The 22357-nt window shown below is 36.8% G+C and carries 22 protein-coding genes; 19 read left to right on the top strand and 3 right to left on the bottom strand.

The window, feature by feature from the left end:
• Positions 1-25: 25 nt before the first annotated feature.
• Entirely contained in the window at positions 26-1282 is a 1257-nt protein-coding gene (locus HHL20_RS09890) for a hypothetical protein (protein ID WP_169230963.1), read from the bottom strand.
• Between the two features lie 195 nt (positions 1283-1477).
• Here HHL20_RS09890 and HHL20_RS09885 point away from each other — a divergent pair, with 195 nt between their 5' ends.
• The 11 genes from HHL20_RS09885 to HHL20_RS09835 all read left to right on the top strand — a co-directional run bounded on the left by HHL20_RS09885 (position 1478) and on the right by HHL20_RS09835 (position 8585).
• Positions 1478-1933 (top strand): DUF1569 domain-containing protein, encoded by a 456-nt coding sequence (locus HHL20_RS09885; protein WP_169230962.1) that lies wholly within the window; start codon positions 1478-1480, stop codon positions 1931-1933.
• A 5-nt stretch (positions 1934-1938) separates the two neighbouring features.
• Entirely contained in the window at positions 1939-2475 is a 537-nt protein-coding gene (locus HHL20_RS09880; protein WP_169230961.1) for a hypothetical protein, read from the top strand.
• A gap of 18 nt (positions 2476-2493) precedes the next feature.
• Positions 2494-2967, top strand: coding sequence for a hypothetical protein (locus tag HHL20_RS09875; RefSeq protein WP_169230960.1), 474 nt, complete (start codon positions 2494-2496; stop codon positions 2965-2967).
• Between the two features lie 36 nt (positions 2968-3003).
• Positions 3004-3375, top strand: coding sequence for a VOC family protein (locus HHL20_RS09870; protein ID WP_169230959.1), 372 nt, complete (start codon positions 3004-3006; stop codon positions 3373-3375).
• A 22-nt stretch (positions 3376-3397) separates the two neighbouring features.
• The gene (locus HHL20_RS09865) at positions 3398-3847 is read left to right on the top strand and encodes a VOC family protein (RefSeq protein ID WP_169230958.1); all 450 of its coding nucleotides are present in this window, start codon (positions 3398-3400) and stop codon (positions 3845-3847) included.
• A gap of 170 nt (positions 3848-4017) precedes the next feature.
• Entirely contained in the window at positions 4018-4692 is a 675-nt protein-coding gene (locus tag HHL20_RS09860; protein ID WP_169230957.1) for a DUF2490 domain-containing protein, read from the top strand.
• A gap of 162 nt (positions 4693-4854) precedes the next feature.
• Entirely contained in the window at positions 4855-5280 is a 426-nt protein-coding gene (locus tag HHL20_RS09855) for an SRPBCC family protein (protein ID WP_169230956.1), read from the top strand.
• 128 nt (positions 5281-5408) lie between these two features.
• Positions 5409-6431 carry a glutaminyl-peptide cyclotransferase gene (locus HHL20_RS09850; RefSeq protein WP_169230955.1) on the top strand — a complete coding sequence of 341 codons (1023 nt, stop codon included), beginning with the start codon at positions 5409-5411 and terminating at the stop codon, positions 6429-6431.
• A gap of 109 nt (positions 6432-6540) precedes the next feature.
• Positions 6541-7503, top strand: a complete 963-nt coding sequence (locus tag HHL20_RS09845) for a hypothetical protein (protein WP_228463155.1) — start codon at positions 6541-6543, stop codon at positions 7501-7503.
• 31 nt (positions 7504-7534) lie between these two features.
• Complete coding sequence (locus HHL20_RS09840) at positions 7535-8149, top strand: deoxynucleoside kinase (protein ID WP_169230953.1); 615 nt, start codon at positions 7535-7537, stop codon at positions 8147-8149.
• 85 nt (positions 8150-8234) lie between these two features.
• Positions 8235-8585, top strand: coding sequence for an ArsC/Spx/MgsR family protein (locus HHL20_RS09835; protein WP_169230952.1), 351 nt, complete (start codon positions 8235-8237; stop codon positions 8583-8585).
• 31 nt (positions 8586-8616) lie between these two features.
• On the opposite strand, the gene HHL20_RS09830 is transcribed toward HHL20_RS09835, so the two are convergent.
• Both HHL20_RS09830 and HHL20_RS09825 read right to left on the bottom strand, forming a co-directional pair.
• Complete coding sequence (locus HHL20_RS09830) at positions 8617-8922, bottom strand: DUF493 family protein (protein WP_169230951.1); 306 nt, start codon at positions 8920-8922, stop codon at positions 8617-8619.
• Positions 8923-8963: 41 nt separating this feature from the next.
• The gene (locus HHL20_RS09825) at positions 8964-9644 is read right to left on the bottom strand and encodes a DUF4197 family protein (RefSeq protein WP_169230950.1); all 681 of its coding nucleotides are present in this window, start codon (positions 9642-9644) and stop codon (positions 8964-8966) included.
• 430 nt (positions 9645-10074) lie between these two features.
• On the opposite strand from HHL20_RS09825, the gene HHL20_RS09820 reads away from it, so the two are divergent.
• The 8 genes from HHL20_RS09820 to HHL20_RS09785 all read left to right on the top strand — a co-directional run bounded on the left by HHL20_RS09820 (position 10075) and on the right by HHL20_RS09785 (position 22343).
• Positions 10075-12888 (top strand): SusC/RagA family TonB-linked outer membrane protein, encoded by a 2814-nt coding sequence (locus tag HHL20_RS09820; protein WP_169230949.1) that lies wholly within the window; start codon positions 10075-10077, stop codon positions 12886-12888.
• A 9-nt stretch (positions 12889-12897) separates the two neighbouring features.
• On the top strand, positions 12898-14322 hold the full coding sequence (locus tag HHL20_RS09815; RefSeq protein WP_169230948.1) for a RagB/SusD family nutrient uptake outer membrane protein: 1425 nt from the start codon (positions 12898-12900) through the stop codon (positions 14320-14322).
• A 76-nt stretch (positions 14323-14398) separates the two neighbouring features.
• The gene (locus HHL20_RS09810) at positions 14399-15787 is read left to right on the top strand and encodes a glucoamylase family protein (RefSeq protein WP_169230947.1); all 1389 of its coding nucleotides are present in this window, start codon (positions 14399-14401) and stop codon (positions 15785-15787) included.
• 252 nt (positions 15788-16039) lie between these two features.
• A complete protein-coding gene (locus tag HHL20_RS09805) occupies positions 16040-16741 on the top strand; it encodes a carboxylesterase family protein (protein WP_194306234.1) in 702 nt (233 codons plus the stop codon).
• A gap of 203 nt (positions 16742-16944) precedes the next feature.
• Positions 16945-19275, top strand: a complete 2331-nt coding sequence (gene bglX, locus HHL20_RS09800; protein ID WP_169230946.1) for a beta-glucosidase BglX — start codon at positions 16945-16947, stop codon at positions 19273-19275.
• 66 nt (positions 19276-19341) lie between these two features.
• Complete coding sequence (locus HHL20_RS09795; RefSeq protein ID WP_169230945.1) at positions 19342-19722, top strand: hypothetical protein; 381 nt, start codon at positions 19342-19344, stop codon at positions 19720-19722.
• A gap of 137 nt (positions 19723-19859) precedes the next feature.
• Entirely contained in the window at positions 19860-21287 is a 1428-nt protein-coding gene (gene purB / locus HHL20_RS09790; RefSeq protein WP_169230944.1) for an adenylosuccinate lyase, read from the top strand.
• A 96-nt stretch (positions 21288-21383) separates the two neighbouring features.
• On the top strand, positions 21384-22343 hold the full coding sequence (locus tag HHL20_RS09785; RefSeq protein ID WP_169230943.1) for a WG repeat-containing protein: 960 nt from the start codon (positions 21384-21386) through the stop codon (positions 22341-22343).
• Positions 22344-22357: the final 14 nt, after the last annotated feature.

The raw sequence follows: 22357 nt of genomic DNA, 5'->3' as shown, positions 1-22357 counted from the left end.
TAAAAATGACCAGTCAATTTAAAATTTAACTTTGCCAGCTGGAAACAGTTTTAATAAGCCATCCCTGCGGAATTCTTTTAATAAGATAAGTGCGGCCAATCCAAAGGTTATCGGTAACGAAAAGATACGTGTCCGAAGCGTCATCACATGGGAAAAGTTTGCTGTAATTCGGTGTATACAAATTCATAAAACTGTTCTTTTTATATCTTGAGAACTCTTCAGAAGTTAAGAAAATTATTTTTTGGCCTACTGGGGTAATTTGTTTAAAGCTTTGATTATCTGTTACAATTACCGAAAAATTAAACGAATCTGAAAACTTTGTTTCCTGCCCGTGAAAAAAAATCGCAGGATTATTAAAATCTTTTTCAAAGGTTTCCAGGTTCACAATAAATTCAGATTGTCGCACATCCGAATTTTCAACAACAGGATAATCTCCATACATAATTGCCTGTAACAATTTTGTAAAATCATTGTTCACACTTTTATATTTGGGATTGGGATCTTCATAATCGGGAATTCCATCATGGTCTGTATCGTCGCTAAGTGGATTTGTAAAAAGTTCCAATTCTTCCTCAAGGTCATTAAAACCGTCATTATCAGAATCTTTTAAAATTTCTTTTAAATGTAAAGTAAGCAAGGCATTTTTTTTAACAGTTTCAAATTCTTCCTTTAAGCCCGGAAAAGTCATAGGTTTGATCATTCTTACAATATCAGCTTCAATTTGAATATGCTCGCTGTCTTTCCATAAAGGAAATTGTGAATTGCTCTTCAATATATAATTGAATTTTCGGACTAATCCGGTATAATAGTTTTTCCATGTTTTTCCTTCATCTGTTGATAGTGCTAAATAATATTTGCTTTTATAATTACTAAAATAAAGGATGGCTATAGAATAGTTAAGTTTGCCGGATTTTATAATGAGTGGTTTGGGAATGTTTCCGAAAGTTTTTGAAAATTCAGCTTTTTCAATGGAATCAGTGATTTTATAATGCAGATAATCATCATCGTTATCAATTTTTTTAATGTTCAAAAAACTCTTGATCTTCAAATCCACTGAATCAACCACATCTTCAGACTTTGCGTAGCTTTTTAAATATTTTATAGAAATAAAATCGAATGGTGGTCTTAAAGCTTCTTTTTTTGAGATAGTAGCCACATTATTAGAGAATTTCTTAATACTGTCTTCACTTTTTGTTAATAAACTACATTTGCAGATCTCACTTTCCTGTGCAGAAGAAATTGTATAAACAACAATAATAAAAAGAAAAATAATTTTTTTCAAGGTTTCAGTTTTGGATATAAACGTAATTGCTACGGATTTATTTTATTGTAAATCCAAGTGAGAATAACACTCTAAATAATGATAAATTTTTCGATTAATTAATTGATTTTTAGTTAATTATTGTATTTTTTAACATTTAATAAAAAGGATCAGAAAAAAAACTGATATATTTGCTTTTCAACAATATAATAAACTATGGAAAATGTTTTTGATGCTAAAGTAGCTCAGAATTACATCGACAGGATCAATACGCTTACTCCTGAAACACAGCCCTTATGGGGGAAAATGACGGTAGATCAGATGCTGGCTCACTGTAATGTTTCTTATGAAATGGTCTACGAACCGGAAAAGCACAAAAAACCGGGATCTATTGCAAAATTTATCTTAAAAACATTTGTAAAATCCAAAGTTGTCGGTGAAAAAGGATATCCTCATAACAGTCCTACTGCTCCGCAGTTTATTATTGCCGACAGAAAGAATTTTGAAGATGAAAAGAAAAGATTGATCGGCTTTATTCAGAAGACCCAGCAGCTGGGAGAATCAGCTTTTGACGACAAAGAATCTTTTTCATTCGGTAAGCTGAAAGCAAAAGAATGGAGCAATATGTTTGCGAAACATCTCAATCATCATCTGGCACAATTTGGCGTATGATAAATATGAAAAAAATTGTATTGCTTATTCTGCTTTCATTTTTTTCATTTTCTTTTGGTCAGTCATTGAATAATTTTCCCGCGAAAAACGAAGACTTCAGCGCCTTTCTGATGAATTATGAAACACCTTTTCAAGGGACCATTGCCGATAATGAAACAATAATAAAAGTAAAGGTTGAAAAAGCAGTAAAGAATCCCGAAAAACAGGAACAGTATTTTATCTCCGGATATTCTGAAGTGAAAGAAGGGAACCATGCAAAATTTTCCGGTGAGATCATATTTACACAGAGATATAATGTGAAAGATCTTCCTGATGACATGCTGGTCTTTGGAGATTTTGTTCTGAAAGAAACGGAATCGGGAGAGCATTCAGGCGTGTTCACGGGGAAGATAAGAATCCAGTCGCAGAAAGTTATTACAAAAACCAGCCGCGCAAGTGTTACCTGGAAAGGAAAATGGAAGAACTATTCCCAAACCCTGGAGTATGAAGCCTGGTGGGCAAATTTTGTACCTACCGATATTTCTAAAGTAATATTTAAATAAATAAAAGCAAAAAAACACATGAAAAAATTATTATTCTACTTTATTCTCATTTCAAATGCTGCGTTTTCGCAAATGCCCGATATCTCTAATGTCTGGCTGAATAATGGCAAAACTTACACGGGAACAATCGGCAGCAAAAATCAGGAAATTAAGCTTAAAATCGATATTTCTGAGCAGGACAGGAAAAATGATCAGGAATATTTTGTTTCCGGCTATACGCTTGTCGATAAGAATTATACAAAGTTTGAAGGCAAATTTAAAATCAAAAAGTATAAAGACTCCGGTAAAAAAGGATCTGTTTACGGTGAATATGAGCTTGCTGAAGAATACAAAGGAAAACATTCGGGGATGTTCAGTGGAAAATTTGTTTATACTTTCCGTTGGGATAAAAACAACGAAAAAATTGAACAGCAATATATAGAGCTTGCCGGTGACTGGAAAAGCTATGACGGTACATTGGATTTCAAAACCCGTTTACAGAACAGTCAGTAAGTAATTTAAATAAGATAATCCTTAAAAAAACTAAATATGAAATTAGGAGCTTTTTCAATAAGTCTTAGTGTCAAAGACCTTCAGAAATCCAAAGATTTTTACGAAAAACTAGGATTCAGCCAGATGGGCGGAAACATGGAGCATAATTATGTCATCCTGAAAAACGGAGATCACATCATTGGCCTTTTTCAGGCTATGTTTGACGGAAATATGCTGACTTTTAATCCGGGTTGGGACCAAAATGCCCAGAACCTTGAGAGTTTTGACGACGTGCGCGATATTCAGAAACGCTTAAAAGAACAGGGAATCGAACTTGAAAAAGAAGCCGATGAAAGCACTTCCGGTCCTGAACATATTTACCTGAAAGATCCCGATGGAAATATGATTTTAATAGATCAGCACAGATAATTTAACTATAAAAATACAGATTATGGCAACAGTAAATGTTTATTTAACATTCAACGGAAACTGCAGGCAGGCTTTCGATTTCTATAAATCCGTTTTTGGCGGCGAATTCCCCTATATCGGAACTTTTGGCGAAATGCCTCCTATGGAAGGTAAACAAACTCCCCAAGAAGACAAGGATAAGATTATGCACGTAAGTCTTCCGATTTCACAGGAAACCATCCTTATGGGAAGCGATACAGGAGGAGAGTGGGCATCCAACCATAAGGAAGGGAACAATTTTTCGATTTCTATCAACGCAGAATCAAAAGAAGAAGCAGATAAGCTTTTCAACGGACTCTCCGAAGGCGGTAAGGTGACCATGCCGATGGCAGATACTTTTTGGGGAGCCTATTTCGGAATGTTTACCGATAAATTCGGAATCAACTGGATGGTTAATTATGATGACCCTGCAAAAATGCAGCCGCATCCGTAAACAGAGATAATAAATACACCGGCTTACACGCCGGTTTTTTTGTGAAAATTTTTATCCAATAACAGTACCCTATATAAATATTTTTATAACCTGATTATTTTGCTTATTATTGATAATTCATATTGAATTCAATTATTTAATAGATTTTAATAATAAATAAAAAAGAGGGAATGAAAATTTTAAGATTGGTTGCAGCAGGCCTTTTTATGTTTGGAACATTGTCACTACAGGCACAGGAAAGCGACCTTGGCGCATGGTATATGTATTTTGGGAACAATAAGATCAGTAAGAAATTAAACCTGCATAACGAGATTCAATACAGAAATTTTGATGCGGGAGGCGATTTGGAACAGCTTCTTATCCGCACGGGAATCGGGTATGATCTTACGGAAAACAACAATAATATATTGCTTGGCTACGGATTTATTCTTAGCAGGCCCTACGTAAACGATGAAAAAACTGAAAATATTGAACATCGTATATTCCAGCAGTATATTACCAAACAGAAATTCGGACGCTTCAATATTCAGCACCGTTACAGGCTGGAAGAACGCTTTCTTGAAGATGACTTTAGGATGAGGTTTCGGTATTTTTTAGGATTTAATATTCCGATTAACAACAAAGAACTTCTTCCGAAAACTTTTTACGCATCTGCCTATAACGAAATTTTCCTGCATTTTGACAGTCCGGTTTTCGACAGAAACAGAGTGTACGGGGCTTTGGGATATGTGATCAACAAAAATATGAGAATTGAAGCCGGATATATGAATCAGATCCAGGAGAACAGAAATCGCGGACAGGTTCAGATTGGCTTTTACAACAATATTCCTTTTACTAAAAATTAATAAATGTAATATTCACGGGATTTGGTTTGTTTTTATGATGTGATCTTCTGTAGATAAATTCTTTAGCACTCTTTTTGAAAAAAAATAGTACGTTTAGTATTGAATATGATTCAGATAAAGAGAATGTCAGAAAAATTGCATTAAATCGATAAAACAAAAGATATGAGCCATCCGATCATCATAGAACAGAAAGTCAATGCTCCGGCAGAAAAGGTCTGGAAAGCTTTAACCGACAGGGACGAAATGAAAATATGGTATTTTGATATTCCTGATTTTATTCCGGAGGAAGGAGCTGTTTTTAATTTTTATGAACCCGGAAACGAAATGAAATATCATCATCAGGCAGAAATTCTGGAAATTATCCCGGGAAGAAAGCTGAAGCATACTTGGTTTTACCCCGAATTTTCGGACCAGAAGACAATATTAAGCTGGGAACTTCAGCCGGATGGTGAACAAACTCTTCTAAGACTGATTCATGAAAATATTAATTATTTTAGTGATCTTGGCGAAAATTTTTCCGAAAAAGCTTTTACAGAAGGATGGACACAGATTATAGATCATAGCCTTGTGCCTTACCTTGAAAGTTAATTTCTCCTTCTCAATCATTCATTACAAAATTTGAATGTGTATAAATATTACAATTTAGTGAACGTGGAAATGAAATTAGCAGGGAGCAATAAATTTTGCTAATTTTGAAAAAATTTATTTAGAAATCAATGAAGAAAAATATTATAGCTGGTTTTGCAGCAATCTTGTTACTGTCGGCTTGCAAGAATGATAAGAAAGTTCTGGATGCACTTGCAGACTACAACAACTCAATGGAGCAGAAAGGATACCATTTCGGCGATAAGCTTGCCTTGCCGGGTGAAGTTACCAATGAAGCAGAGAGTATTTCCATCAGTTTTGGGGATAAAGAAACTTCAAACTTGACAATTGATCCGAAATTCTTTACACTGGGTGATAATCCGGTTACTTTTAATATTAAGACAAAAGGTGGTGAAACTCTTACGCAGGATGCCACTATCAACGTTTTTGCAAAAAATCCTGAGAAAAAAATGTCCTACGAAATTGTAGCAGAATATCCTCATGATCCTAAAAATTTCGTTCAGGGTTTCCAAATTGAAGGAAATACGATTTACGAGAGTGATGGGCAGAACGGCTCGTCTCAGATTTTAAAATACACATTGGGCACTACAACGCCGCTGGCCTCAACAAAACAGCCGCAGGAAGATTTTTCTGAAGGAAGCACCATTGTAGGCGATAAAGTCTATCAGCTGACGTGGCAAAGTAAAAAAGGATATATTTACGATAAAAGCTCTTTGAAATTATTATCTGAATTTGCTTATCCAAATGTTTTGGGAGAAGGTTGGGGACTTACTTATGACGGTAAAAACCTGATCGCATCAGACGGCAGCAAACTTTTATACTTTCTTGATCCTGCCAATCCTTCAAAGCTGGTAAAATATATTGCCGTTGCGGGAAGTTCACAGGCATACGATCAGCTTAATGAACTGGAATATTATAATGGGTTTATTTATGCTAACGTATGGCAGAAACCGGTTATTTTAAAAATCAATCCTCAGAACGGAGAAGTCGTAGGTACATTTGATTTTACCGACATTGTAAAACAAAACACCAAAGGAAGCGATGATGTACTCAACGGAATAGCCTTTAAAGGTGAAAATATGCTGGTAACCGGAAAAAACTGGCCTAAAATCTACGAAGTAGCCATTAAATAATCACAGGTTTATTACCTTAAGTTATAAATTTTAATAAATAAAAAAAATAGTAAATAAGTAGCGTTCCGGCGGAACGCTACTTTAGTAGAATAATTTGAGAATAATATATTTGATATTTGTATTCGTTTTCTGTTCACTTTCTGCACAGAAATCTCTTCCTTTGGATACCCTGAAACTGAAGGAAGCCAGAGATATGCTTGCTGATGACTACGGAAACCTCTACATCTACAAAAATAAAGATTTCAGTCTTACCAAATACGACTCGCTTGGAAAACAAATTGGGCAGATGATGCTTACGGTGCCTTTCAAGGTTCAGTCTGTACAGAATCCGCTGAGTGTGCCCCTTTTCTCAGAAAACGCGCAGGAACTTAAGTTTGTTGATCAGAATATGAATGAGATCCAGCGTGTGGATTTTAAACAGAAATTTGGGTTTATCAAAATGGCTTATGCGGAAGATCTACAGCAGCTTTGGTTACTTGACGAGAGCACGAAAAGGCTTATCCAGTATAATTTCCGGAACGAAACCATTATCAATTCTTATCCTTTTGATGCAAGTTTTGACGACCTTATGGATCTGCTGATATATGATAATAAAATCTATGTACTGACCAGGCAACAAATGCGCGTATATACTTTTAAGTTTGAAAAAATCTTTGAAGCACCTATAGAGAACGGGAAGCGTTTTCGGAGAGAAAATGAATTTATTTTAGTGATTACTAATGATACGATTCTAAAATACGTTCCAGGAAAAGAAATGGTTAAAATTTTTCAGGACCAAGGGGCGCAGATTGTGGATAAAAATACCCTTTCTTATTTTGAAATCAAGGCCAACAAACTTTATCTTTACAGTCTCGAAAACAAAGATGAGTCTCAGCCGCAATCAGAACCGGATTTGCAGCAGAAAACATCGGAACAGGAGGTAAAGCAACCCGAAGAAAAGACTTCTGCATCGGGCAGCCCGGAAGAAAAGCTGGAGAAAAAGACTCAGGAAATTGAAGAGAAAAATCCCGCTGAAAGCTCTTTGCAAAAGCTGATCGAGGATATCTCTACACTGGAATCTGCCGGTGATTAATCGGATAAAACCATAATATTAAGGAGAAAATATGCATATTGCAGTTACAGGAAATATTGGAGCTGGTAAAACTACTTTAACGACCATGCTTTCTAAGCATTACGGATGGGATGCTCAATTTGAGGATGTAGATCACAACCCTTACCTCGAAGATTTTTATGCGGATATGAGCAAGTGGAGCTTTGCGCTGCAGATTTATTTTTTGGGAAGCAGATTTCAGCAGGTAAAAGAAATAAGGGAAAGTGGTAAAAATATCATTCAGGACCGTACGATTTACGAGGATGCCCATATTTTTGCAGAAAACCTGAACGATATGAAGTTGCTTTCAGACAGGGATTTTAACAATTATTCATCGGTTTTTAATTTGATGAAATCATTCGTTTCTGCGCCCGATCTTTTAATTTATCTGAAATCCGACGTTCCTAATCTGGTAAAGAAGATTTACAAAAGAGGAAGAGAGTATGAAGCATCTATCAGTATCGAATATCTCTCCAAGCTCAATCAGAAATACGAAAAATGGATCTCTAATTATACGGAGGGCAAACTACTGATTATAGAAGTAGATGATCTTGATTTTGTAGAAAAGCCCGAAGATTTTGGATTTATCTTGGAAAAAATAGAGGCAGAGCTTTACGGACTGTTTTAACAAAGATTTATTATAAATTAAACAGAATCTGGTAATATTCTTACTAAATTTGTTTAATAGCAGTATATTTTAATCGCCAATAAAAATGTTAGTGAAAGTTTTACATAACGGAAATTGCTCGAAATCCAATGCGGTTTTGGAGTATCTTGATGAAAATGGAGTTCCGTTTGAAATCATTAATATGATGGAGGAACCGCTGAGTGTTCAGGAAATTAAAACCGTTTTAAAAAAGCTGAACCAGAATGTGTCTGATATCATCAGAAAAAATGAAAAGCTGTATCTTGAAAAATATGCCGGTAAAAATCTTTCGGAAGAGGAATGGATACAGGTTTTATCTGAAAACCCCTCTTTAATCCAAAGACCTATTCTGATCAAAGGTTCCGTAGCAATGCTGGGAAGACCGGTTGAAAATGTTAAATATTTTATAGATAAATAAACAAAAAAGTCAGCTACAGAGCTGACTTTTTTTATAAGAGAATTACACCTTCTATCTTGGCAACCTCCTTGTAGATCCTGACAACCTGATGGGCATCCAGCACAAAAGCGTTGATATTGCAGGCTGTGTATTTTCCGTTTTTGCTTTCCCTGTTTCCCAGAGTGAATTTTATCCCGTCGAAAACTCTGTAAATCTCAGTAAGCTTCGCCTGATCCGTCGGAATGATAAATTTAAATAAATAGTCTTCCGGAAAATCGTGATGATCTTCCAGTTTTGTCCTTAATGAATTGTAAAAATCTTCAGGACTCGCATGTTGATTTCCTTGTAAAATATCCATCTCCAAATTGTAAATTATATATAAATATAACGAAAATTATTCTATTTTCCAAGTGGTCCTAACAGCGAGCTGGAATTCTGTATTTCATAATCTTCGATGATATTGAACATGCCGTTTACCAGCTGCTCAGAGGCAAGCTGGCTTAATCCGCCTGCATTTACCGTACTGTTGTTGTTGCCTCCAAGCAATCCGCCCAGCAGATTGCTGCCCGATAGAGCGGTATTGATGCTTCTTGTAATACCATATTGATTAAGCTGTTCTTCAACTTTCGGGGTGATAGCAGCGATGAGCTGTTGCGATGTTTTCTCTTTCAGAATCAGTGTAGCAGTCCCTTTTTCTCCCTGGATAATTCTTGTAACATCCTGTGCATTTAAGCTGTTAACTGCATTTACGAGAATAGGTTTAGAAATATTTACAGTGTATACCGCGGCATCTGCAATATATGCTCTCTCTTTAGCTACCAGTGAAGGAGCAACTTTTTCAAGCATGGAATTGATTTCCCGCAGCTGTTTCGGAAGAGCCTTGTCTACCATATTATTTTGCAGAAAAGCATCTCTGTTGCTGTAGATATTTACCCCTTTATCAATTCCGTTCAGAAGAAATCTTTTGATGACAGACAATCCGATATCGGATGTTGCCAGAGTAGTGCAGGACTGCACGGTTGTATTAATAAAAGCTCCCGTACCTATAATAAAGGCAGCAGCAATAATGTACTTTTTCATTTTTTGTTGATTAAAATAATAATGTTCTCAAATAATAAACCAAATTTAATGACAATTATTATTTTAACAAATTTTATCACACTGCAGAATAAGCATCTTAAAATATTTGCTGTGAATATGATATTATTCTGATTTTATATAAATAATATAATTGGATTTTTTTGTTAAAGAAGCAGTTGTAATTAATTATAATAATAATTTTAATCTGAAAAAATGAATATACTTTTAGAAATATAATTATTATCTCATTTTTATATAAAATTGGCTATTTAACCAAAGTATAAAAACATTAAGTAAAATTAACATTGTTCAAGATATTTTTATAATTTTGACTAATGTCTTTTTATGAGAATAAGTATATTTTCATGATAAGCAGGAAAAGATCGGGCATCTTTTCATAATAATGATTGTACGAATAAAAGATAACTATATGAAACAAAGTGATTTAAAGTATTCATGTCTCATTGCTGTTTTATACTTCGGTATGAATGTCAATGCACAGACTACACCAAGAGATACTGTTGCTAAGGAACAGAAAATTGAAGAGGTGGTGTTGATTGGATATGGATCTCAGAAAAAAGAGAACGTTACAGGAAGTATTGGTGTAATTTCTGCAAAAGACCTGGCGGATAAACCCAATGCGAACCCATTGAGTTCTGTTCAGGGAAAAGTGTCTGGTGTTCAGATTTTTAATTCGGGGACTCCAGGTGGATCACCAAGAGTAGATATCCGCGGTATTGGATCTCTTACTGGTAATACTGTATATATTGTCGATGGTTCTATAACAACGGATATTTCCTATCTGAATCCGCAGGATATTGAATCTATGAGTATATTGAAAGATCCTTCAAGTTTGGCAATTTACGGAGCGCAGGCAGGTAATGGTGCTGTAATTATTAAGACTAAAACCGGAAGAGGTAAAAAGCCAACTTTTAATTTTAATTCTTACCTGGGAATCAAAAAAGTTACCAATATTCCGAAAATGGTGAATTCGGATCAGTATATTGAATTATATAATGAGAGGTTGATGAATGATAATGGCTCTAGTGCAGGATCTATTTCTCGTCTAAATTATCCGCAGGAAACAAATTGGTTCAAAGAAGTATTTCGGCCTAGTACCATCAATTCAAATGATTTTTCAGCTTCAGGAAGTGTTGGTAAACTAAATTATTACGGTAGTGTGGGTTATCTTGAAGATGAAGGTAATCTTGATGCAGGAAAGGGAATCAACTCAGGAAGTAATTTTAAAAGATTTACAACTAAAGCTAACTTAAGCTATAAAATCACTGATAATATTACAATAGGAAATAATTTTACCTTTTCCAAAATATTAATTAATACGGCAAATAATCCGCTGCTGAATGCCTATAATGCACCACCCGTATATTCTCCTATTAATCCTTCCACAGGAACATACCAATATTTTACATTAGTCACTGTAAATAATCCTCGTGCGCAATTAGATCTTTTTAGATCTCAGGACAGACAACAGAGATTGCTTAATAATGTTTGGGCAGAGGTGAAATTCTTAAAAGATTTTACTTTTAGAAGTAGTTTGACAAATGATAATTTAAATTCAAGCAAATACGAATATACTCCTGTAATAACTTATACTCCACAGCCAGGTGTTTCTACACTTATCACAAGAGACTCTAAAAACAGAGATTACGTTTGGGATAATACATTAAATTGGAAGAAAAGTTTTGGAAGTCATAATTTTGATTTATTAGCAGGTTTTTCAAGAACACAGAATTATTACAATCAGGTCTACAGAAATGCCACTAATGTAAATTATGATGGAACTAATGGTTCCCTTGAAATATCAAACGGAACAAATATTTTTGAAGTCGGAATGTATGACCTAGGAAGAGATGTTATTCCTAAATTAAGCAGAATTCAGTCTTTCTTTGGAAGAGTGAATTATGATTACGCGGGCAAATATCTTATTAACGGGTCAATACGTAGAGACGGATCTTCTAATTTCAATCAAAACAGAAATGAGATATTCCCATCCGTTAGTGCAGGTTGGGTTATTTCGAAAGAAGAGTTCATGAGCAACCAGAATATTTTTAATCTCTTAAAATTAAGAGGGAGCTGGGGAAGAACAGGAAATCCAAACGTACAGAATGGGGCTTATACTTTATTTGCAACAAATATAAAAGAAGGTGCTTACTATGGCTCAACAGGGTCTCCGGCGGCTACAATAGACAATTTTATAGATACATCCATTGGTTGGGAAATTACTACCGGAAAGGATTTTGGTATTGAAATGGCGTTTCTTAACAATAACTTAAAATTTGAAGCAACTTATTTTGATAAAGATACAAAAGATGTAGTTTATGGAATAGTTCAGGGTACCGTTTCCGGAGCAGCAAACTGGGCGGGTTATATTACAAATGCTTTTTCTTTCAATAACAGAGGGGTAGAATTATCAGTAAATTATGATAAGAAATTATCTGACAAGGTGAGGATTGGCTTCTATGGTAATTTTACATCGCTGAAAAATGAAATTACTTCAGTTTTTGGAGGATCTTATGCGAATTCTGCACCAAGCCTCTTTGGAAATCAGATTGTGAGATTACAAGCTGGCCAGGCTGTAGGTTCCTATTATGGATATGAAGTAGCAGGGGTATTCCAGACTGATGCTGAAGCGGCTGCTTCTGCTCAGACAGGTGCAAAAGCAGGATGGTTTAAATTTGTAGACCAGGATGGAAACGGAGTTATTGATGAAAGGGATAAAACTTTCTTAGGAAGCCCTGTTCCAAAAGGGACTTATGGTTTTGGTTTCAATATGAATGTCTCCAACTTCGATTTTGCTATAGACTTTCAGGGAGTATTTGGAAATAAAATATACAATTACAACCGTGAACAGAGATTTGGTAACGAAAGCTGGGATCTGGATTTCTATAATAACAGATGGAACGGACCTGGTACTTCCAATTCTTATTCTATGGTTACCAATAACCAATCTATAATTTTGCCAAGCAGCTTTTATGTGGAAAGTGGTGCTTATTTCAGAATAAGAAATATTCAGGTTGGATATTCTTTACCGAAAGGCTTTGCTAAATTACCGAACTTCACGAGGGTTAGACTTTATCTTAGTGCACAAAACCCATTAACAACTTTCAAATATAAAGGATTCTCGCCGGAGATTACCAGTGCAGATAGAGTTCAAATGGGAATCGATAATAACATCTATCCATTATCAGCAATTTATACATTTGGTATGAATTTAACTTTTTAATCGAAAATTATGAAAAAAATACTTTTATCAATAGCCATATTATCGGCACTTGGATCATGTAAGGATGATTATTTAGACGTGCAACAGCCAAATAGATTAGTAGCTGACGCATTTTTTACAACTCAGGAAGATGCAATGCAAGCTACAAACGCAATTTATGTAGCACTACGAAGCTGGGAAAACTCCGCATTTCCTTCTCAATTTGTTTTTGGAGTTCCTGCTGATGATGTTGAAAAAGGATCAAACCCGGGAGACGCATCTTTTATTAATGCTTATGATCAATTTACCTACACTGCAAGTGATTCCGGTGTAGAAGGGTACTGGATTGGACAATGGCAATTCGTGAACAGATGTAATCAGGTAATTACAAACGTACCGAATATTAATATGGATGCCACTTTAAAAAATAGACTTATAGCAGAAGCTAAAATGCTCAGAGCATATTTCTATTTTAATCTGGTAAGAATTTACGGGGGCGTTCCTATTTTTGATGGCCTACCGGCTGATAAAAACTATAACATTCCAAGAAACTCTGTAGATGAGGTATATAATTTCATTATTTCTGATCTTACAAGTGCGGCGGCTGTTTTACCTCAGTCATATCCTGCTTCAGATTTAGGAAGAATGACAAAAGGCGGCGCGTTAGGACTTTTGTCTAAAGTGTATTTATACAAAAAAGATTGGCAGAAAGCCTACGATACTTCAAATCAGGTAATAGCAATGGGGTATAATCTTGATCCAAATTTCAATCATCTATTCCGGCCTGCGGGAGAGTTTGGATCGGAATCAGTTATTGAGGTTAACTGTGACTGTTCCTCACAATTCGGAGGAAGCCAGTATGCAGAAGTTCAGGGAGTAAGAAATCAGTTCGGATGGGGATTCTTTACCCCGACGACTGCATTAGAATCAGCATTTGAAACCGGAGATATCCGTAAAGAATTAACGATTCTAAGAAATGGTGAAACCACTCCTGAAGGTGATTTAATTCAAAAAGGAGATCCTCAGGCAGGAAATATGTGGAATCAGAAAGTATATGTTCCAAAATCACTGAATAATAATGCTTGCGGCTATGGATCAATACAAAATATCAGAATTCTAAGATTTGCAGAGGTTCTTCTAATAAATGCTGAAGCAGCTAATGAATTAGGAAACACTACTGCTGCGATTACGAATCTTAATAAAGTAAGAACAAGAGCACAGTTAGCAGGAACTACTGCTACTACGCAATCTGCATTAAGAACCGCCATCTGGCGTGAACGTAGAGTAGAGCTGGCTATGGAAGGAGACCGTTTTGTAGACTTGGTGAGAACAGGACAGGCAGCAACTGTTTTGGCACCATACGGATTTAAAGCCGGGAAAAATGAAGTATTCCCAATCCCTTTAAATTCAATCAACCAAAGTAGTGGCATCTTAACCCAGAACCCTGGCTACTAAAATATAACCATATAACTTGAGAGGAGAATGAAAGTTCTCCTCTTCTTTTAGGATATAACTTCAAAACATCTAAAAAATGAAAAGGATAATAGCATCAATCGCTTTAATATCTTTATTTACCGTTTCTTGCAAAAATTCGCAGTCGACACAACAGCAGGCTCCGAAAACCCAGAACGTGAAAAATGATATTACAGACGAGCAGTTAATGGACCGCGTGCAGAAAGATGCATTGAAATACTTCTGGGACTATGCAGAGCCAAACTCTAAGCTTGGACGGGAGCGGTATCACGAAGATAATATCTACCCGGATAATGACAAACATGTTGTGACCACAGGTGGTTCCGGGTTTGGCCTGGCAACAGTTCTGGTAGGGGTTGAAAGAGGTTTTGTCCCAAGAAAAGAAGCGGTGAAACGATTGACCGTAATGATGGACTTTCTGGCAAAAGCAGATCGTCACAAAGGAGCATGGTCGCACTGGATCAACGGTGAAACCGGTAAAACAGTACCTTTCGGGAAAAAAGACAATGGTGGAGACCTTGTAGAAACGGCATTTCTAACTTCAGGAATTTTAATGGTCCGTGAGTATTTCAAAAACGGAAATGCTGAAGAAAAAGCGCTTGCCAAAAAATGTGATGAACTCTGGAAAGGAATCCAGTGGAACTGGTACACCAAAGGAGGCGAAAAAGTATTGTACTGGCATTGGTCTCCAAATTACGGCTGGGAAATGAACTTTCCGCTTGAAGGCTACAACGAATGCCTGATTACGTACATTTTAGCCGCATCTTCACCTACTTACCCTATTGATGCTGAAACTTACTATAAAGGCTGGACAAGAAACGGAACCTACCTTTCAGACAAAACAAAATACGGCCTCCCGTTATATGTAAAGCACAACGGAGCCGAAGAATATGGTGGTCCTTTATTTTGGGCACATTACTCATACATCGGGTTGGATCCGACCAATCTTTCGGATAAATTAATCAAAAATTATTTCGATCTGAACAAAAATCAGGTGCTTATTGATTATAAATACTGCGTTGAAAATCCCAAGAACTGGAAAGGTTACGGACCAAACTATTGGGGACTAACCGCAAGTTATTCAAGAAATGATGACGGAACGGCCGGATATGATGCACATTTCCCAAAAAATGACAGAGGAGTAATTACACCAACTGCCGCATTGAGCAGTTTTCCGTACACCCCGAAAGAATCTATGGATTTTTTAAGATTTATCTACACGCAGAAGCCTGAATTTATTGGCTCTGCCGGACCTTATGATGCAACGTCAATCAATTACGACAACTGGTTTACCCCAAGATATCTTGCCATCGATCAGGGTACCATTGCACCGATGATTGAAAATTACAGAACCGGATTTTTATGGAAATTATTCATGAATGCACCCGAAATTCAGCAGGGATTAAAGAAATTAAGCTTTAAATCTGAAAAATATAACATCAGGTAATTGATAATTATTAATATCTTTAACAGATACATATAGCAGAAAGCATAAACCAGATTTATTTTGGAGCTTGATCCCGCTTTCGCTACTCGCTTTTTCAGGTTTCGGCGGCGCGGCGAAGCCGCGCCGCCGAAACCTGAAAAGAGCTCAGACAGGCCACTCAATCGGGGCTATTTAAAAAAAAATTCAATATTGGCCGCAGTATCGAATTAAATCATTTAAAGCCGGAAACAAACATAAAAAGTAAAAATTAAATTGAAGCTGAAATACTTACCGCTTTTATTCCTGCCATTCTCATTGAGTGTCGGCGCTCAGGAAATAAAAGCAGAATTAAATAAGGAAGTCAAAAGACAGGAAAAAATTTCCTATATCCTCGACTATCCGCAGAATACTAAAGGAAATGTACCGCTTATTGTTTTCCTTCATGGTTCCGGGGAAAGAGGAAATAACCTGGAGATCGTAAAAGCACACAGTCCGTTCACCTATAAAAACCTGATCAAGGAGCCCGTGGCAATTCTGGCGCCACAATGCCCGGAAAATACGTGGTGGGATACCGTTACTGTATATGCTCTGATCAAAGAAATTCAGGCAAAATATAAAATTGATGCTTCCAGAATTTACCTTACAGGACTTTCCATGGGAGGTTGGGGAACGTTAAAACTGGCGATGGAACATCCCGAAATGTTTGCGGCAGTAGTTTCCGTTTGTGCGCCTACAGACAGGGTGATGTACGCCAATATTGATCAGTACAAAAATCTGAATATGAAAATTTTCCACGGTGGAATGGATGATGTAGTTTTACCCGAAAACGCATTTAATTTTTACCAGGCACTGCATCCGGTAAATCCGTCCGCAGAATTAACCATCTTTCCTAATGACAACCATAATTCCTGGGATTCGACCTATTCCAATCCTAAATTATATGAATGGATGCTGTCAAAAAGAAAAGAAAAATAATTTTAGCAAAGCCTTTGCTGAGTGAATGGTTTATGCTGAGCTTGTAGAAGTGCTTTTGCGGCCGAAAATATGCAGGTCATTTATAAAGACAAATCTTTGCGAACTTTGCGTTTGAAATAAATTCTTAATAAAGAAACTATAATTAAAGAAGATAGATTTATGAAATCGAAGATTCACGAATTCCTTAAAATAATGAAGAAGTTATGAGAAAAAAGTTAATTGTAATCGCCATGTTGGCACTGGCTCCTGTATTTTCTGCACAGGAAATGGTATCTCAGCCCGTTCAGTCTTATCAGACGGCTCAATACCAGGCTAAAAAGAAAGCTTTCGTAGACAATCTTTTGTCAAAAATGACCTTAGACGAAAAAATCGGACAGCTCAATCTTCCAAGTTCAGGCGATTTTACCACAGGTCTGGCAAAAAGCTCAGATATTGGTAAAAAAATCGAGCAGGGACTGGTTGGAGGACTATTCAACATAAAAGGAGCGGATAAAATTAAAGCCGTTCAAAAAGTTGCCGTTGAAAACAGCCGACTTAAAATCCCTTTGATTTTCGGAATGGATGTAATCCACGGATATGAAACCACATTCCCGATTCCATTAGGGCTTGCTTCCTCTTGGGATATGAATCTTGTTCAGCAGTCCGCAAGAGTGGCTGCCAAAGAAGCTTCATCAGACGGGATCAACTGGACCTTCTCGCCAATGGTGGATATTTCCCGTGAGCCTAGATGGGGAAGAGTTTCCGAAGGTTCCGGAGAAGATCCTTATTTAGGAAGCGAGATCGCTAAAAACATGGTGTACGGATATCAGGGTAAAGACCTTTCAGCCGGAAATACCATTTTAGCATGTGTAAAGCATTTCGCATTATACGGAGCCGGAGAAGCGGGTAGAGATTATAATACCGTTGATATGAGCCACGTGAGAATGTTCAACGAATATTTCCCTCCTTATAAAGCAGCCGTCGATGCAGGAGTAGCTTCTGTAATGGCCTCTTTCAATGAAGTAGATGGCGTTCCCGCTACAGGAAACAGATGGCTTCAGACCGAAGTATTAAGAAATCAGTGGAAATTCAAAGGGTTTGTAGTGACCGATTATACCGGGATCAACGAAATGGTAGATCACGGAATGGGAGATCTTCAGCAGGTTTCTGCACTGGCTTTAAAAGCGGGTGTTGATATGGATATGGTGGGAGAAGGATTTTTAACAACATTAAAAAAGTCTTTATCTGAAGGAAAAGTTACCCAGTCTGAAATCGATATGGCAGCAAGGAGAGTGCTGGAGTCCAAATATGATCTGGGATTGTTTGATAATCCATACAAGCATGGAGATGCTAAATTAGCAGCTAAAGAAGTTTTCAGCCAGGAAAACAGAAATATTGCAAGAAATGTTGCAGCACAGTCAATGGTTTTATTAAAAAATGAAAATCAGACACTTCCTTTAAAAGCAACAGGAACCGTTGCGGTAATCGGGCCGTTGGTGAATAACGCAATCAATATGACCGGAACATGGAGTGTTGCGGCAAAACATGATAAATCGGTTAATCTGGTTCAGGGTCTTCAGGCAAACTATGGTAAAAATGTAAAATTTATCTCTGCAAAAGGAGCCAATATCGATGATGATGCAAAGCTGGAAGAAATCTATGCGGCTCACGGTAAAAAAACAGATAGAGATAGCCGTTCAAAAGAAGCTTTATTAAAAGAAGCTGTTGACGTAGCCAATAAAGCAGATGTTATTGTTCTGGCCATCGGAGAATCTGCTGAAATGAGCGGAGAATCTTCTTCAAGAACAGAAATTACCATTCCGCAATCTCAGGTAGACCTTTTAAACGAACTGAAAAAGACAGGAAAGCCTATTGCAATGGTATTATTCACAGGCCGTCCGTTGGCGCTTACCAATGTTAAAGATGCTCCGGATGCTATTCTTAATGCGTGGTTCCCTGGTTCTGAAGCCGGAAATGCTATTGCAGACGTTCTTTTCGGAAAAGTAAACCCTTCCGGAAAACTACCAATGACCTTTCCGAGAAGTTTAGGGCAGGTGCCTATTTACTATAACGCTAAAAATACGGGGAGACCGTTGGATCAGAAACTTGTGGATAAATGTGAGTACCAGAGATTCCGTTCCAATTATATGGATGAATGTAATACGCCGTTATATCCCTTCGGATATGGGTTGAGCTACACGAAATTCAACTATTCTGATCTTACGGTTTCCAATGCCAATCCGAAAGGGAATCAAGCGATTCAGGCTTCGGTTACGGTAACGAATTCCGGAAATTATGACGGATCAGAAGTTGTGCAGCTTTACATCAGAGATATGGTAGGAAGCATTACCAGACCGGTAAAAGAATTGAAAGGTTTCCAGAAAGTAATGCTTAAAAAAGGAGAATCTAAAAAGGTTACCTTTAGCATCAGTCCGGAAAATCTGAAATTCTACAACGGAGACCTGAAATACGACTGGGAGCCGGGAGAATTTGATATCATGATCGGAACAAGTTCTGAAGATGTGAAACACTCAAAAATCAACTGGACAAAATAAAAGTAAGCCACTCAATTTGAGTGGCTTACTTTTTGTATCTTGGATTGATTAATTAAACATTAACAGATGAAAAAAATTATTTTATTAAGCACAATGTTCCTTAGTGCCTTATCTTTTGCACAGATGGTAGGAAATGACAGAGACGCTCATGGCTGTATACCCTCCGCAGGATATACTTATTCTAAAGCCAAAAATGATTGTATACGGGTATTTGAGCAGAAGATCAAATTGAAAGGAGTAAGATCTCAGGAGGGTGCAAACTTCATGGCTGCAGTTGTTTTTAGTAAAGACATGATGAAAGCAGAAATTTTTCTTATGGAAGAACCGGAAAGTATAATTCTTACAAAACAGCGAAAAAGTAAAATCTGGAAAAACGGAAATTACGTTCTGGTCCCTTACAAAAAGACGTATCAATTAAAAAAAGACAATTTTGTAATTTATCAATAATTATTGCAGAAAACCATTCTAAAGATGGCTTTTTCTATAAACTCTCAAAAGATGAGAAGAGTGCTTTAATTAGCTAAACCATTTTCAAATCTCACTCAAAAACCTTATTTTTGCATAGCTAAAAAGTAAAAGAAAGAATGAATTCCTACAAAAATCCATTGGAAGAGCGCTACTCCAGTGAAGAAATGTTATTTAATTTCTCACACAATAATAAATTCCGTACCTGGAGAAAACTTTGGATCGCGCTTGCTGAAATCGAAAAAGACTTAGGCCTCGAAATCAGTGATGAACAAATTGCAGAACTGAAAGCCAATGCTGAAAACATCGATTATGATAAAGCAGCCGAATATGAAAAGAAGTTTCGTCATGATGTAATGGCACACGTTCATACCTATGGAGATGTGGCTCCTTCAGCCAAAGGAATCATTCACCTCGGGGCAACTTCAGCATTCGTAGGAGACAATACAGATTTGATCCAGATTCGTGACGGACTTTTAATCTTAAAGAAAAAGCTCGTTAACGTTATTAAAAATTTAGCAGATTTTGCTATTGAATATAAAGATCTTCCAACCTTAGGATTCACCCATTTTCAGCCGGCTCAGCTTACCACCGTTGGTAAAAGAGCGACACTCTGGTTGCAAAGTCTGGTGCTGGATATCGAAGAACTTGATTTCTTCCTGGAAACATTAAGATTCAGAGGCGTGAAAGGAACCACCGGAACTGCAGCGAGTTTCCTGGAGCTTTTCAACGGAGATTATTCTAAAGTAAAACACCTGGATAAAGAATTATCCAAAAGATTCGGTTTCGAAAAAGTATTCGGAGTTTCCGGACAGACTTACGACAGAAAAATCGATGCTAAAGTAGTCGCTTTATTAGGAAATATTGCACAGTCTGCCCATAAATTCACCAACGATTTACGTTTGCTTCAAAACCTTAAAGAAATTGAAGAACCGTTTGAGAAAAACCAAATCGGTTCGTCTGCAATGGCATACAAACGTAATCCGATGAGAAGCGAAAGAATCGGAGCCTTGGCAAAATATGTAATGTCTTTAACGACAAGTTCTGCTATGGTAGCTTCGACCCAGTGGTTTGAAAGAACCTTGGACGATTCCGCAAATAAGAGACTGACAATTCCACAGGCGTTTTTAGCAGTGGATGCGATCCTTCTAATCTGGAATAACATCATGAACGGAATCGTAGTATATCCGAACAGAATCAACAAACACATTATGGAAGAGCTTCCTTTCATGGCGACAGAATATATCATCATGGAAGAAGTAAAAGCCGGTGGTGACCGTCAGGAAATTCATGAAGTGATAAGGGTTCATTCTATGGAAGCTTCCAAGCAGGTGAAAGTAGAAGGAAAAGAAAACGACCTTATCGAAAGAATTCTGAATGACCACACCTTAAAGCTGGATAAATCGAAACTAAAAGAAGTGCTTGATCCGAAGAACTTCATCGGTTTTGCCCCGATCCAGACGGAAGAATTTATCAAAAACGAAGTACAGCCGATCATCGATCAGAACAAGGACCTGATCGGACTCGAAGCTGATCTTAAAGTATAAACGATATGCAGTCTTTTGGGCTGCATATTTTATTTGATCATTGCTTTAACTGGTCAGATCTAAAGCCGCTCATAAAATGTAAAAGTTTATTTCCCTATGAAAAAAATACTTTTCTTACTATCATTAATGCCATTCTTTGCTTTATCACAAGACAAAGAGATTCTCAGATACTTTAAATCCAAGGACTCTTTGGTTGGGGTAAAAAAACAGGATGGTAAAATCATCATCCCGGCACAGTTTAAGATTTTTTCATACTTAAAAGACGGAGATTTGGTAAAAGGAGAGACTATTTATTTTGACGGACCGAAAGCAAATGAAGTCCCGGAAAAAAATGCATGGGGGTATGTCTACGATAGAAAAGGAAATTTTTTGTACAGACCTTTCTTTTATGATAACGGAGCAGATTATTTCTCAGAAGGGATGAGAAGATTCGTTAAAAACGGGAAAGTTGGCTTTACAGACAGAAACGGAACCGTAGTTATCAGACCGAAATACGATTTCGCATCACCATTTAATTACGGATATGCTGCCTATTGCAATGGCTGCGACTGGGAGAAAACGGAAGAAGAACATAAAGCAATCGTTGGCGGGACCTGGGGCGTGATAAATTTCAAAGGAGAGATTGTTCAACCTGTTGCAAAATCAGGAAATACCATCGAAATTAACGGTAAACACTATCCATACCCTTTTTCGTATAATGAAAAAGAAAAAAATATTCTCCGGTTTTTTGAAAAACAAAACAGGAATATTTCCGGGATATATTATGTCAACCATTACAATAAGCTGTCAGAAGATGAGAAGAAATTATTCTTTGAAATCGTAGAACGGCCAAAGGAAAACTTCCCGTTTTATCAGGTAAATGCTTATGATTACCGAAAAGCACAAGCCGGATTATCCGGTTATAAATTCCTGGTTTCAGAAGACGGCAAAACAGTTCTCGAACTGGAATATGACGATGAAAGAATTCCTTTTGAAAAATGGCTAAAGGAAGAAAGAAAAAATGCGGAGAAATTTCAAGAAGAACATCCGGATAACCCGAATAAACTGAGTAAATGAAAATGTTGAAAATG

The sequence above is a fragment of the Chryseobacterium cheonjiense genome (assembly GCF_012927265.1).
In the GTDB taxonomy this organism is placed as follows: Bacteria; Bacteroidota; Bacteroidia; order Flavobacteriales; family Weeksellaceae; genus Chryseobacterium; species Chryseobacterium cheonjiense.
Note: the sequence above shows the minus strand (reverse complement) of the source record. Positions and strands in the feature narration are given on the sequence as shown.